This window comes from Lacticaseibacillus sp. 30 (genome assembly GCF_053819265.1).
In genome coordinates this window covers 123,522-136,660 of sequence record NZ_JBSOQX010000006.1, presented here as the reverse complement: position 1 = coordinate 136,660, position 13,139 = coordinate 123,522, and the positions used below count along the sequence as shown (strand labels likewise).

General features: G+C 46.9%; 10 protein-coding genes and 1 other annotated feature. Of the genes, 6 read left to right on the top strand and 4 right to left on the bottom strand.

Going from position 1 to position 13,139, the window contains the following annotated elements; translation table 11 throughout:
• Positions 1 to 735 precede the first annotated feature (735 nt).
• Positions 736 to 1,524 carry a hypothetical protein gene (locus tag ACWPAB_RS06015; protein ID WP_003587240.1) on the top strand — a complete coding sequence of 263 codons (789 nt, stop codon included), beginning with the start codon at positions 736 to 738 and terminating at the stop codon, positions 1,522 to 1,524.
• Positions 1,525 to 1,609: 85 nt separating this feature from the next.
• Here the strand turns inward: ACWPAB_RS06015 and ACWPAB_RS06010 are convergent, their stop codons facing one another.
• The 3 genes from ACWPAB_RS06010 to ACWPAB_RS06000 all read right to left on the bottom strand — a co-directional run bounded on the left by ACWPAB_RS06010 (position 1,610) and on the right by ACWPAB_RS06000 (position 4,405).
• Positions 1,610 to 2,746: a trans-sulfuration enzyme family protein gene (locus tag ACWPAB_RS06010; RefSeq protein WP_003590076.1), complete on the bottom strand. Its 1,137-nt coding sequence runs from the start codon at positions 2,744 to 2,746 to the stop codon at positions 1,610 to 1,612.
• A 101-nt stretch (positions 2,747 to 2,847) separates the two neighbouring features.
• A complete protein-coding gene (locus ACWPAB_RS06005; RefSeq protein WP_003587242.1) occupies positions 2,848 to 3,660 on the bottom strand; it encodes a transporter substrate-binding domain-containing protein in 813 nt (270 codons plus the stop codon).
• A 31-nt stretch (positions 3,661 to 3,691) separates the two neighbouring features.
• Complete coding sequence (locus tag ACWPAB_RS06000) at positions 3,692 to 4,405, bottom strand: amino acid ABC transporter permease (RefSeq protein ID WP_003573812.1); 714 nt, start codon at positions 4,403 to 4,405, stop codon at positions 3,692 to 3,694.
• Between the two features lie 166 nt (positions 4,406 to 4,571).
• Positions 4,572 to 4,813: a binding site (T-box leader), on the bottom strand.
• Between the two features lie 175 nt (positions 4,814 to 4,988).
• On the opposite strand from ACWPAB_RS06000, the gene ACWPAB_RS05995 reads away from it, so the two are divergent.
• Complete coding sequence (locus ACWPAB_RS05995; protein ID WP_003587243.1) at positions 4,989 to 5,900, top strand: hypothetical protein; 912 nt, start codon at positions 4,989 to 4,991, stop codon at positions 5,898 to 5,900.
• A gap of 272 nt (positions 5,901 to 6,172) precedes the next feature.
• Here ACWPAB_RS05995 and brnQ read toward each other — a convergent pair whose 3' ends face one another.
• Positions 6,173 to 7,561, bottom strand: coding sequence for a branched-chain amino acid transport system II carrier protein (brnQ, locus tag ACWPAB_RS05990; protein ID WP_003587244.1), 1,389 nt, complete (start codon positions 7,559 to 7,561; stop codon positions 6,173 to 6,175).
• Between the two features lie 1,090 nt (positions 7,562 to 8,651).
• Here brnQ and ACWPAB_RS05985 point away from each other — a divergent pair.
• The 4 genes from ACWPAB_RS05985 (at position 8,652) to ACWPAB_RS05970 (ending at position 12,783) form a co-directional block, all read left to right on the top strand.
• Positions 8,652 to 9,320 (top strand): WxL domain-containing protein, encoded by a 669-nt coding sequence (locus ACWPAB_RS05985; protein ID WP_003587246.1) that lies wholly within the window; start codon positions 8,652 to 8,654, stop codon positions 9,318 to 9,320.
• 67 nt (positions 9,321 to 9,387) lie between these two features.
• The gene (locus tag ACWPAB_RS05980) at positions 9,388 to 10,407 is read left to right on the top strand and encodes a DUF916 and DUF3324 domain-containing protein (RefSeq protein WP_003587248.1); all 1,020 of its coding nucleotides are present in this window, start codon (positions 9,388 to 9,390) and stop codon (positions 10,405 to 10,407) included.
• Positions 10,388 to 10,765, top strand: a complete 378-nt coding sequence (locus tag ACWPAB_RS05975) for an LPXTG cell wall anchor domain-containing protein (protein WP_003573820.1) — start codon at positions 10,388 to 10,390, stop codon at positions 10,763 to 10,765. The genes ACWPAB_RS05980 and ACWPAB_RS05975 overlap by 20 nt, the downstream gene beginning before the upstream one ends.
• Positions 10,762 to 12,783 carry a lectin-like domain-containing protein gene (locus ACWPAB_RS05970; RefSeq protein ID WP_003590081.1) on the top strand — a complete coding sequence of 674 codons (2,022 nt, stop codon included), beginning with the start codon at positions 10,762 to 10,764 and terminating at the stop codon, positions 12,781 to 12,783. Before ACWPAB_RS05975 ends, ACWPAB_RS05970 begins: the two co-directional genes overlap by 4 nt.
• The last annotated feature ends 356 nt before the right edge of the window (positions 12,784 to 13,139 follow it).

Below are 13,139 nucleotides of genomic sequence, written 5' to 3'. Positions count from 1 at the left end.
CAAGTCAATCTACAGCCTGATCTATCCGGGCGAGAGCCTGTACATCAGGTAACAAAAAAGTCCTCTGCTCGCTAACGCGGGTGGAGGGCTTATTTTTGTTGCTTTGAAGCACGGGCATAATGCTGTAAAATAAGATACGTAAGCAACTAAATATTTTAGTCAGCCTGTAATACCTTGTCGTTCTGCCTCCCTTGCTCAGGGAGGCTTATTTTTGTGCACAGAGTTGACAGAATCGACTCAAAAAGGCAAAAGGTTTACATATGCCGGATTAGGTAACTTACTATGAGCAAATTGTTTGCATACCCAGCATAGCCATGCGATACTGACGGTGAAGGAGCAAAACTCCAATAGCTAGGAGTAAAAAGCTCCTTAGGAGTTGGCAAGCTAAGCTGCTACCCACCCCAAGAATAATCGCGCATACGGACTGTATACTGTTAGGAACCTGCCCCCCTCGGCGGGTCTTCCAGATAAAAGCAATTCCTTGCCAACTCCGCCCCATCCTATATGGATGGGGTTTGCGTTTTGATTGCTTTTGTGCGCTAAATTATCAGCCACAGCAAGGCCGTTGAAACACGATTTAATAACTTGCTTCTGGATGCTTCTAGATTTGTCAGTCAAAGGGGACAAAAAGGGGACAAGGATACCTCAAATGTTGATACATAGCTATCAGTTATGCCCGGTGGAGGCATTCTTTCTGGCAGATTGATTGATAAGCGCTCGCAAGGAGTTTGTCACATGAAAACAGTGTTGCTCGCAACGATCCATCACCCAAACATCTCCTTACCACAACTCAAACAAATCACTGCCGCAACCACCAAAATATTTTCGGCTGTGTATGTCACGATTAGTACTGTGACTTCGCCTGAAATCACCCAGCTATTAACTGAAGAGACAGACTTTCACTGCCAAGTCATCACACCGCATGGCGCGGCCGATGCTAGGCGCAAGGTTCTTGATTTTTGTTTGCAGGATGTCGACTATCAGGCAAATTTGTTTTACTGCGATTTTGATAAGGTGTTGACGGCAATGCTGACTGCGCGGCAGACGTTGAAAATATTTGTCGCTCAGCTGCAGTTGACTAGCGGGTATTGCATTATTGGCCGAAATGCTGAAGTCATGGCGAGTTATCCTGCAACATGGCGAGAAACTGAAGCTATTACGAATAAAGCCGCGGCCGTATTTTTTTCCTTACCTAATCTGGATATCACGGCGGGATGTTGTGCCTTTAGCCAAAATGCCGCTAGATATATTGTGGCGAATTCGCATGAACGGTTGACAGATACAGAATGGCCGGTGATTTGTAAGGCGGCGGGGTTGCCAATCTTAGCGGCGCGTGTCGGCTTTTTACCATTTAATGAGCAGTTAAACGCTGGCCGCGATGATCATCATTGGCATGGTTATACAGCGCGGTTGGCGCTCGCACTGCAAGCTTTGCAGTCGCTGGAGCAAGGGGACGTGATGGCAAACAAAAACTTGCCGATCAAATCTGTACAAATAGGCTGGCCATTCAATCTTAAAGGCTAACTAGAAGAGCTTCTCTGTAAAAAAAACGTCCCGACACAAAAAATCGTTGCAAGCATGCTCACTGCAACGATTTTTTGGTGTCTCATTATTTCTTCGCAGCCGTCAATGCCTGCGCCAGATCATCAATCAAATCCTGCTGATCTTCCAACCCAATCGCAATTCGGACATGTTGCGGTGTCAGGCCTGAGGTGGACCGTTTTTCTTCGGGCAGTTTGAACCATGGTAATTTGACTAAACTGGAGACGGTGCCGAGGGAGTCGGCGAAGTCGAAGACCTTGGTGCTGTTGACGAACTTGATGGGGTCAATGTTGTCGGCTAGTTTGATGGATAGGAGACCGCTGGCACCGGTGGTTTCTTGTTGGGCTAAGGCATAGCCGGGGTCACTTTTGAGACCGGGGTAATAAACATGCGCCACGTCGGGATGTTGTTCAAGAAATTCAGCAACCGCCTGGGCATTGCTGGTTTCCCGATCCAGCCGGACAGCGAGCGTGGCGATGCCGCGACAGACAAGACTACAGTCGAGCGGTGCAAGAATCGCGCCGATGGTATTTTGCAAGAAGCCAATCTTTTCACTGATTTCCAGACTGGCTGAGACCACTAAGCCAGCGATGAGGTCGCCGTGGCCGCCGATGTATTTCGTGGCGCTATGCAGGACGATGTCGGCACCGAGATCAAGTGGCCGTTGATAATAAGGGGTGAGGAACGTGTTATCGACGATTGTGAGCAGGTCGTGGGCTTTGGCAAGAGCGCTAATAGCCTTGACGCTGCTGACTTTGAGCAGTGGATTGGAGAACGTCTCGAAGAAAATCGCTTTGGTCTCAGGCCGAATGGCTGCTCCAACTGCCGTTAGATCGCGCGGGTCAACCGGTGTGAAGGTCAGGCCATGTTGAGCAAAATACTGATTGAGCAACCGATCTGTTCCACTGTATAGTGAATCACCGATAATAAAGTGGCTGCCATCCGGGAAAATCGCGAGAACCGTCGCAATCGCTGCAACCCCGCTGGAAAAGGCAAACCCTGCATCGCCATTCTCGAGAGTAGCGATTTGACGTTCAAGATAGTCGCGGGTTGGATTGCTGCTGCGGGCATAGTCCCAATCGCTAGTGCCACCATCAGGCGCAAAGCGGTACATGGCGCTTTGATAAACTGGCGGTACGATCGCACCAGCTTTATCCGTTTGCAATTGTGGACCATGAACTAGTTTGGTATTGAATTGGGTCATATGCCCGACCTCCTCATATGATTGGTTGACAACTTATGTCGCGTCACGGCCTACATATAGTCGCGACTTTTAGCCAATAGTTAATGGGCAACGCAAAGCGATTATTTAGTGGTTAAATCAGCGCCAAAGTATTTCTCAGACAATTTCTTTAAAGTGCCATCGCTTCTAAGCTCCTGAATGCCCTTGGATAAGGCTTTCTGCAAGTTAGGCGATTTCTTACTGATCATTCCAGCCACTTCGTCAGGCTTCACATCGCTATCTTTAAGTGTCTGGCTCTTTAAACCGGTTGTGGAATTGCTCTTAGCGTAGGCATACCAGGCGGCGGTGGCGTTGATGGTGCCATCTGCGCGATTTTCCTTAACCAGATTTAGCGAAACAGTGAAGTCGCCAGAAGGTGTAATGTTGGCACCGTATTTTTTAGCTAGGACAGCATTTGGGGTGCCAGTGCCTTCAACAAAAGTCTTGCCTTTGATGTCGTTCAAACCCTTAATCGAGGTTTCATCGCTGCGAGTGATCAAAGCATATCGGGAGTACATGTACGGTGTGGTGAAGTTGTAAACTTTCTTACGCTGGGGTGTTTCACTGATGTTATTGAGCACGAGGTCGAACTTTTGACTTCCAAGGCCAGCGATCAGGGAATCCCATTGGGTAGGAACAAACTTGGCTTTGACGCCGACTTTCTTGGCTAGAGCCTTGCCAAGATCGACTTCGAAGCCTTGCAGCTTGCCATCTTTGCGATAAGAGAAGGGCGCATAAGTGCCTTCGAGGCCGATGGTCAACTCATTTTTATTGATAAGTTCGCTCGTGACCGTGCTTGTTTTACTGCTGTCAGCTTTACTGCTAGAGCAAGCTGTCAAAACGAACGCGGAAAGGGCAACAATTGGTAATAAGACCCACAACTTTTTCTTTAACATTAGAATCTTCCTTCCATAATGGTGTTTTTAGTTACAGCTGCGTTGTCTGCACATTGCTGGTATAGCGTGACGTGACTTTTTCAAGATAGCGCTGTCCCCAAGTTAAGACGGTGCAGACAACGGCATAAAGCAAAGCGACCAGTGAATACATCAATAATGGCTGATAGTTCTCAGCAGCGATCTGCTGACTCACCTGAAACATTTCGACGATAGTGATCGAAGCCGCCAGTGAGGTGTCCTTGACGAGACTGATAAAACTGTTTGATAGTGGCGGGACGGCCGTGCGTAGTGCTTGCGGAATGATAATTTCACGCAGAACCAAGCGCCGCGGCAAGCCGACTGAGTAGGCAGCCTCCCATTGACCGTGATCAATCGACAGCAGCGCCGCTCGAATTGTTTCAGCACAATAAGCCCCCGTGTTCAACGAAAACGTGATGATGCCCGCAATCACAGGATCGAGTTTGATACCGTGAGGAAAAATGCCCGGAATGATCAGACTTGGTAGCCCAAAGAAGACAATGAACAACTGCACCAGCAACGGGGTTGAGCGGAAAAGCCAAACATAAAATGAGGCGAAGCCTTTTGCAAAGGTGATCCAAAAGCCTTTTCGTACCGAGATGCGCGTCAGTGCCGTGATCAATGCAATGATGAGGCCAATCGCGAATGAAACTAGCGCGATTGGGATCGTGTATTTGATTCCCGCAGCCGCCATTTGTGGAACGGCATCGGCAACAATTTTCCACATACTTTTTCCTCCTTGAATCGACTCACACAGGCGTGATAGGTTGATTGAAGTGGGTTGCGCGCGTCCCTGATTGTGCTCAGAAATGCGATCACAGGCGTAGAAACCTGCGCATAAACGTGCCGTGATCGCTCTACAAAAAAATCCGCCCAAGTCTATTGTGACAATAGACAAGGACGGATTTTCCGCGTTACCACCTTGATTAACCGATCGAAATCGATTCTCTCTAAGTACTTCGCAAGTTTGCGTTATACCCTGACTCAGTAACGGGAGTGCCCGTCAGTTGCTTGCAAGATGTGTTCGCAACTGAATGCTTCAAAAGACCATCTTTGCCAGTGCCTGATCATTGTCTTTCACCAAATGACAACTCGCTGCGGACCTTCGACTGGTTACTCATCTTTTCGCCTGTGTGATATTGACATCACATTAGGCTAAAAAACGATTGTTGTCAATAGTGAGTGTAGAAGGTTTCTAACCGCGCCTGCTTACGCTCTCCGCCTAAAGTCCAGTGACTTTCCAAAATAAGTGCGGTATATTTAACGCGGAGTGAATAATTGAAACGCTTTAAGGCTTCAAGGAGGGCAATATGAAAAAAGCATGGGTATACGGGTTAGCTGCCATGCTTGGCTTGGGTGTATCAGCGGTGATTGCTAATCAGGCATCAGCTTCCGCAGCAACAGTGCCGATTGTGATTCAATCAGCGACATCGAAATGCGACACTGGTTCTGCGCCGGATCATGGGGCATCACAATCAGCGATCGTACCACCGCTTGCTGACAACAAGGTTGAAGTACCAATTGTCACGGTTTCAAGCGATGATGATCAAAAGGCGGGCAATACCAGCAGTGCGGATAGTTCATCGGTTTCATCGAGTCAGCAAAATGGGGCAGCAACATCGGACACAGGTGCGGAAACTGTGGGCAGTCAAGCACCTGTCACAAACGGGAATGTTACATCGTCAGCAACCGCGCAGCAAGATGATCGTGATGCACACCCGTCAGTTTCTGAACCAATGATTAAAACGGCACAAGAAGTTAATGCGACAGAAGCAAGCTCGTCTAAAGCACCGACGAGTAAAGAGCGGGATGAACAGGCAATTGTTGCTGCAGCGCAAGCGGCAACACATGATAATGTGAAATCTGGCCACACAATATCTGTGGTCCCGGAGAGTGTGACTTCTTTTATCGGTTCAACCCATAAGCAGCCGCAGAATGCTTTTGAGATTATTTGGCAGGCGTTGATTGAGACTGTTCAGATGCGACAGCAATGCCCAACAAATCTGATTGATGATTTGGTTTTGGGAATGCCGCAACCAAATTTTGACGTTGTGCAATCGACATTTATCGCAACGAAAAGGGAACTCAGCAAGACGTTTTCTTCGCCTGTTTTTGGGAAGTCCCTTCAACTAGATAGCCTGTCGCCGTTCAATCAGGTTTTTGGCAAGATGATCAACTTGATCGATCAAGTGTTGTTGACACATCTTGTTTTCCCAGATTAACTTACTTAAACAGTTCCGTGATGGTGAATGAAAGGCGACTAAATTTGTCAACGGGTTCTTCTTAGTCAGAGGGGAGCCCGTTTTTTGATGGCACTGACACGTTTTTTGAATGGCCCCAAAACTTGATGACCGTAAAAAAAGCCTATCTCTTCAGTATTCGTTACAAACACGAAGAGGCATAGACTTTTCAGAAATAACAGCTGATCAAGCGGTATGCGCGATTGTCAGGCATTTCCGGCTTTTGGGTTGATCGGCTGTTGTTTTGGTCGCTTTTAATTTTCTTCGGCACCTAATTTGGCGACAGCAACGGCTTTTCGAACTTTGACCGCGTGTGCCACGAGGCCGACAGCCAGACCAATACCAGCCGGAACTAACCAGCCAAGGCCCATGCCAGCAAACGGCAGGAAATGTAATTGGAAACTGTGCAATGCCAGACCAAGCGCACTTTGACTGACAAAGGCTGGAAAGGCAGCGAACATGTCGAGAACGGCTGGGACTGCAGTGAAGCCGACGACGAACCGATACACCAGTGGATCATGATGGAATGCTTTGCCGAAAACGGAAAGGAGAATCAATACCATTGAGAAAGGATAGAGGAACATCAGCATCGGGACAGACCAAGCGATGATTTGCTCCAAACCAAAGTTCGCCGTTAAGAAGGATAGAAAACTGGTCAGTGCCAACCAGACACGATAACTGACCTTTGGAAAATGACGGTGGAAATCTTGCGCAAATGCAGCAACCAAGCCAACTGCAGTGGTGAGGCAGGTCAACGTCAACAATGTTGCCAGAACCGCATGACCAGCAGCGCCGAAGTAATAGGTTACAACTTGGTTAAAAGCAGTCCCACCTTCAGGGCTAAGTTTGAAGTGAGCCAATGACATGCTGCCGAGCAGGATTAAGGCAACATAGATCAGACCAATCCAGCTAGTTGCCATCACGCCTGCTTTGGCGGTCGACTTGGCCACATCGTCATCATTTTTTAAGCCGAGACCGCGAACAGCTGTGACCACGGTAACGCCAAAGGCTAAGGCAGCCAAAGCATCCATCGTGTTGTACCCTTGAAGGAAACCATTCATGAAGCTGGCATTTTTATAAGCTGCTGTGACAGTTTGGGTTGCTGGATTTCCCATTGGATGGGAGAAACCAATAAAGAAGACGAAGAATAGCAAGACAAGGAAAACTGGATTGAGAATTTTGCCAACAGCCGTTGTGATTTTGCGTTCCTTGTAGGATAGGAAAAAGGCGGCGGCAAAGAATAAGGCCGAGAAGACCAGCAGACCAACCTGCGCCCACGCTTTTGGCAGCATCGGCAAGACGCCGGTTGTAAAGGACACGGTTGCGGTCCGCGGTGTACCGAACATCGGGCCAATGGTAGCGTGAATTAAAACCATGAAAGCAAGAGCGAAAAAGCGGCCAAGTGGACGACCAATATCATACACACCTTCTGCATGCGTAGCGGCAATCGCCAACACACCGAGCAGCGGCAATGCAACCGCTGTGACTAAGAAGCCAAGCATTGCTGGAAACCAGTTGGCACCAGCGAGTTGACCGAGGTGCAGTGGAAAAATTAAATTGCCAGCGCCGAAGAAGAGACCGAACAAAAGTGATGCAATGACGACATAATCGCGGGTTTTGAGCTTCTTTTCAGATAATTCCATTTGAGTTCCTCCAGTGTTTTTAGATGTATCATTGATTCATTAATTTGGCAGCTAATGTGGCTAATGTCAGATTCCAATTGCATCACATCCTTCAATGGTTTGAGTTACATGTTTGCTAGGCGAAAATTCAAGCTTGGGGAAGCGCTTCTGCTCGCGCTCCGCTATAACGCGCTCGCCAGCCCAGAAACCTGCGTGTAAGGACCTTGGTCGCAATGGCCAAAGTGCGGCCATCACGCCCAAGGCCGCTTACACTCCGGTTTCTAATCGGGCTGGCTCGCGCTCACACAAAAAAAGTCGCTCTTAGATTTTTCTAAGGGCGACTTTGCGCGGTACCACCTTAATTCACCAAAGCCAGCTGCGCCTTGGTCTTCATCGCATACGGTCCAATGACGATATGCTAGCACTGTAATGGGTGCCCCCATGACACGTTACTGAAGTTCGGTGTCCTGCTTGAAAGGGATATTCGCCATATCATGAATGCTTCCTCACACCAACCGAAGCTCGCTGTATTCACAGACACGGGTACTTGTCTTTCGCGTTGCATTTATATTTGATTTTTAGTTTAGCATGGATTGTTTTCTTGTCAATAACTAATTGAAATTTAATCAAAAAAAGCTTTTGTCCGATTTGCGTAAAAAATGGCACAAGAAGTTTTCTTCACAATGTTGAAGCTGATTGAATAAATAAACTTATTTGATAAATCAACATTAGCTGAAACCTGCAAGCCTATCGAGTTAATTATATTGATCATTATTGGGTCAGTTAACGAGTTTTTAAGAAAAATGATTTTTTAATTTTAAATATGACTTGAATGGAAAGCGCAGAGTGATTAAAGCAAAAATGTGAAACCGCTAACAATCACTATATAAATAACTAAGTAAATTACAAGTGCTAATGTGGTGCATAAAGAGCTATTTATATGCCATAATACTATCAGTAGGAGAAGATTGAAGGCGAGTCATAGACAAAACCCGATATTAAAGGGATCTGCGCCAGCTCTAATTCATTGATTCTTCTCGCTCAATCCTGTATTATGAGTAGTATAGAGAGAGATAAATGAATTTCAATAACAATATGGAGGCAAAAAGTGATGAAAAAAGTTAACTATATTGCAGCCGGAATTTCCGCATTAACAATTGCTGGGCTCCTGTTGCCAACTGGTCAGGTTTTCGCTGCTGATATTAACAAAACATCTGTAGCTGAAGTTAACATTCAGGGTGGACCAATTACCTTAGATCAAGTGCCCGATCTAAACTTTGGAACTATTGAGATTGATAAGTTAATTGCTGGTGAGGTTAGCCAACCGCTTGTTGATAATACCGTTCCAGTTGGTCCCGTGAAAACTGCCGCTGATCCCAAGGACGGTAATGCAACCGGTGATTTAAGCGTCACCGATAACCGCGGTACGAACGTTGGTTGGGAGCTGACAGCGCAACTTGGCGATATGAAAAATGCAGGTGGTAAGGCATTGGCGGGTTCAATGATCCTTAAAGGGACCGATATTAAGACTGATAATGTAAGCCTTAATGCGATTAACCCAGGCGCCGCTCTTCCAGAATTAGTCATTGGCGGCGCTGCAGTGTCTGTCTGGAAAGCTGATGCTGCCACTGGCACAGACGATGGTCAGGGACAGGGGAAAAACACTGCTGTCATCAAAAATGCGGGTGGCACGACCCTTAAACTGAAACAGAATTTGACACCAACAGCAGGACAATACCAAGCGGCCATCACCTGGACTTTAGCCGACGCACCTAAGTAATCTATGGCACCTAAACTAAGGGGCAGCGGTCATTCGCTGCCCTTTTCATGACTGTGGGGGCGGAACCATGAAAAAGAAAATCATTTTCAGCCTGTTGGCAATTCTGAGCTTGTTGTGGTTCGGCGGTGCCCATCAGGTTCAGGCAGCTGAAGGCGCTGGCTTTACTATCAGCCCGGCGTTGCCGCAAAATCAAATTGATCAATCGACCTATTTTAATTTGCTGGTAAAACCCGGCGAGACCCAGCGGCTGTTGATTTATGTTAAGAACACAACAAAAAGTGCTAAAAAGTTGAAGGTCAGTGCGGTCAGTGCGTTCACTCAAAGTAATGGTACGTTAGGCTATTACCCAAATAAACACACAGACAAGTCCGCTGAGTACACTTTTTCCGGGCTGACGGAAGCGCCTAAAACAATTGATGTTGGTGCTGAGGCACAAGTGCCAGTCACGTTTGATGTGAAGATTCCTGAAAAGGGTTTCACCGGTCAAATTCTCGGCAGTTTATACGTTGAAGATCCCACGGTGCATAAAAGCGGCGGCAGTGGCATGGCGATTAACAACAAGTTCGCCATGCTTGTCGGAGTTGTTTTGCAGACTTCGGAGACCAAGGTGGCACCAGAGCTGAAGTTGATGGATGTCAAACCGGGCACTCAGGATAATCAGGCCAGCGTCTTAGCCACCATTCAGAATATCAAACCTCGTTTATTTGGTGAGATGACACTTGATGGCAAAGTTTATCGGCAAGGCTCAAAAGATCCTTACCTGACACGTTCGGAAAAAGGGTGGTCATTTGCCCCAAACTCGCATTTTGACTACGCCATTTTCTCCAAAGAGGCACTGGCACCGGGCACCTATACGCTTGATTTAACAGTCAAAGGTGCTGACAAAACTTGGCATTGGCGCCGGAACTTTACGATTACGCAGCAGCAGGCGGATGTCATTGAAGAAAAACTGGGACGTGCCCCACAAACCCCTTGGCTATGGATCATCATTGCGATCATACTGGCGCTTGTGATCTTAATCCTACTATGGCTGATTTGGCGCCAACGACGCAAAAGGAGGGAGACCGATGAGACGAAACAAGCCTAGTTTTTGGATCATGCTGCTCATGACAATGAGTCTCATGGTCGGCGTTGGCGCGAAGGCTCAGCAAGTTCAGGCAGACACTTCTGTTGCACAAGTTGAACTTGTTGGTGAACTTCCGTCAACGAACCCTGATCCTAACCCAACGCCAACCCCTGATCCGACACCAACGCCAGAACCGGTTGATCATCAAACCACTGATCAGCATGGTCAAGCCACGCCGCTAACCCATACAGGCTATCTGCCGCAAACCGGCAATGCTGTTCAACTTTGGTACGTGGTCATTGGGGTTGAACTTCTGATTATTGTCATTTTAGGCATCGTGTTACTACGCGGCCGATCACGGCAGGGAGGTAAAAAATGAAAAAGAAAACCTTTATCATGATTTGCCTCACGGTGATCTTCGGCATGGTGCTTGGTCCGCTGCAGTCAGTGGCTGCAGCGGAGGCAACTTGGCCGAGTGGGATTTATCCGCCACCTGCAACAGGAAGTTTTACAAGTCTTAATGGTGTTTTTGACAGAGTCTCGACAGATTCTAGTATGATTATGAACGGCGCTGATGAAGTGGGAATTGAATTGAATCCTGATGCCACCAATCAAGCCGGTTCAATGTGGAGCAAAAATCCGATCGTTGATTTGACGAAAAGCTTTAAGCTTGAAATGCCCATGTTCTTCGGTAACAACACGATCAGTGGCGCAGACGGAATGACCTTTGCCTTAGCAGGAACACGACCATCTGCAAAGGGAAACAGCGGTCCATCTCTTGGAGCGTGGGGCGGACAAGGCGGCACGGGCTTGAAACCCGAAAGTATTGCGGCACAAGGCTTACAAAACAGTTTTGTGGTCGCAATTGACACGCATAAGGATGATATGGATCAAAATGCGGACTATCCAGGATTAAACCCAAATCAACAATATATTGGTTCTGGTTATCCTGGTCAAGCCAGCATGTACGCCATTGGATTTCCCTTGTATAAAACACAGTTGAAGTTCACACCCACAACTCAAGAACCTTTGCAAAAGTTTTCTGATAATATCAAGGACAATGTCTCTAATAATCTTTGGCATAACTTAACAGTTTCGTGGACTTCCAGTCCAACAGGCGGAACACTTAATTATCAGTTAACGTATAGATCTGGTAGTGGGAGCAAGACGACCCCTTCCCGGTCCATCACTTGGACGAAAGATCAAATTAAGCAAATTTTTGGAACCGATAAAGTTTATCTAGGATTCACTAGTGGGACAAATTCTGGTTTGGTGCTTAAATATAAGGAGCCACATGTTTTAGGAATCAAGAGTCTTGCTGATTTCAACACGGTAAAGGGCACAGTTACTTTAAAGCGTGGCAATGACAACGTGACCGAAACAACGCGATTAAATATCGGTGATAAGCTCACTTATGATTATGCATTAGACATTAACAATCTCGATGGTCGGCCATGGCCTGCCACAAAGATTGTCCTACCAAAGGGAGAACATCTTGAATACCTGAAGGAAGATGGAACTGCAGCCAAAGCTGGTGATACGTTGAAGATTCAGGCTATGATTGGTTCAACGACTCAAATGGTGGATGCAGTTGTACAAAGTGATAATCTTTCGGCAGTTATTAGCAGTGATAAACTGGTGTTGCCAAAAAACACCGATTCAATTGTTAAGTTTAGTTTGCCAGCTCAAGTAGCTTCTCACGACCTTGTATCTGATCAAGCGGTGACGGATGGCGCGGGAACGCTCACTGGTGGAACACCAGTCAAGGATTACAAACTGATTAATGCCGTTGATCAAACAAATAATGTTAAGTATGTCATTGCCGCGAATCCAGGCGAACTAACTTTAGAGAAGGTTCCGGGATTTTACTTTGAAAAACTTGGAGTCAGCGGTTTAGAGGATCCAACAGTTGGCGACGTGATCAATGGTATCCCCGGACAAAATCCATTTCCCGCAACTTCAGCCGGAATAGATCCCACCCAATGGCTGAATACACTGGGGCGGAAGACGCCAGCAGGCTATGATGGATTCATAAGTGTCAAAGACTCACGGCCAACCAAACCGGGGTGGACTTTAAGCATGAAATTATCACCGTTCACAAGAACAGAAGGCGGTTATGTTCTCGGTGATAACGGGAATACGGATGGCGGCAAGGCCCAAATAGTGCTCATAGACACCAATCCTCAAGCACAGCTCAAAGTTGCCAGCATCAAAGACAATGGTAACGATACTGTCGTCAAAAGTATGCCAGCTGGTAATAGCGACTGGGATCTAAAGGACGACTCATCAACCGCACCGATCACACAAGCATTGATGTCAATTGAAAAAACGCCTTCTGTACATGGAGGCAAGTATAGCTCTACTGCAACATGGACGTTAGCAAACGCTCCGCAGTAATAGCAAGCTAGGCTGACAAATAAATTCCAGGATCCCTTGAAATGAAACACTCATGAGAATATGATGTGCTTATCTCTTAGATTAAAGGCAAGTCAGTCATGAGCACAGACAAAGGGGTCTTAAGATGAAGAAGAATCGGATGGTTTCGCACATACTCATCACCATGGCGGTAGCGGTTTTGGCCGTGATTTCCGAGATGCCAATTCATGTTTTGATCGCCGGATTCAGCAGATTAGGCTAATGCCATTAACAGGTGTCAGTTGACCGTTTAATGAGCTATACAAGGAAGTCGCTTCTTTTCGGAGAAGCGGCTTTTTGATTTGCCCAGAATAAAGTTGCGAGTGTGAAGATCGTCC

Excerpts from the sequence above, each read along its gene's own strand:
- ACWPAB_RS05995 (WP_003587243.1), top strand. The coding sequence starts at position 4,989 with ATGAAAAAAGCATGGGTATACGGGTTAGCTGCCATGCTTGGCTTGGGT.
- ACWPAB_RS05980 (WP_003587248.1), top strand. The coding sequence starts at position 9,388 with ATGAAAAAGAAAATCATTTTCAGCCTGTTGGCAATTCTGAGCTTGTTG.
- ACWPAB_RS05985 (WP_003587246.1), top strand. The coding sequence starts at position 8,652 with ATGAAAAAAGTTAACTATATTGCAGCCGGAATTTCCGCATTAACAATT.
- ACWPAB_RS05970 (WP_003590081.1), top strand. The coding sequence starts at position 10,762 with ATGAAAAAGAAAACCTTTATCATGATTTGCCTCACGGTGATCTTCGGC.
- ACWPAB_RS06010 (WP_003590076.1), bottom strand. The coding sequence starts at position 2,746 with ATGACCCAATTCAATACCAAACTAGTTCATGGTCCACAATTGCAAACG.
- ACWPAB_RS06000 (WP_003573812.1), bottom strand. The coding sequence starts at position 4,405 with ATGTGGAAAATTGTTGCCGATGCCGTTCCACAAATGGCGGCTGCGGGA.
- ACWPAB_RS05975 (WP_003573820.1), top strand. The coding sequence starts at position 10,388 with ATGAGACGAAACAAGCCTAGTTTTTGGATCATGCTGCTCATGACAATG.
- ACWPAB_RS06015 (WP_003587240.1), top strand. The coding sequence starts at position 736 with ATGAAAACAGTGTTGCTCGCAACGATCCATCACCCAAACATCTCCTTA.
- ACWPAB_RS06005 (WP_003587242.1), bottom strand. The coding sequence starts at position 3,660 with ATGTTAAAGAAAAAGTTGTGGGTCTTATTACCAATTGTTGCCCTTTCC.
- brnQ (WP_003587244.1), bottom strand. The coding sequence starts at position 7,561 with ATGGAATTATCTGAAAAGAAGCTCAAAACCCGCGATTATGTCGTCATT.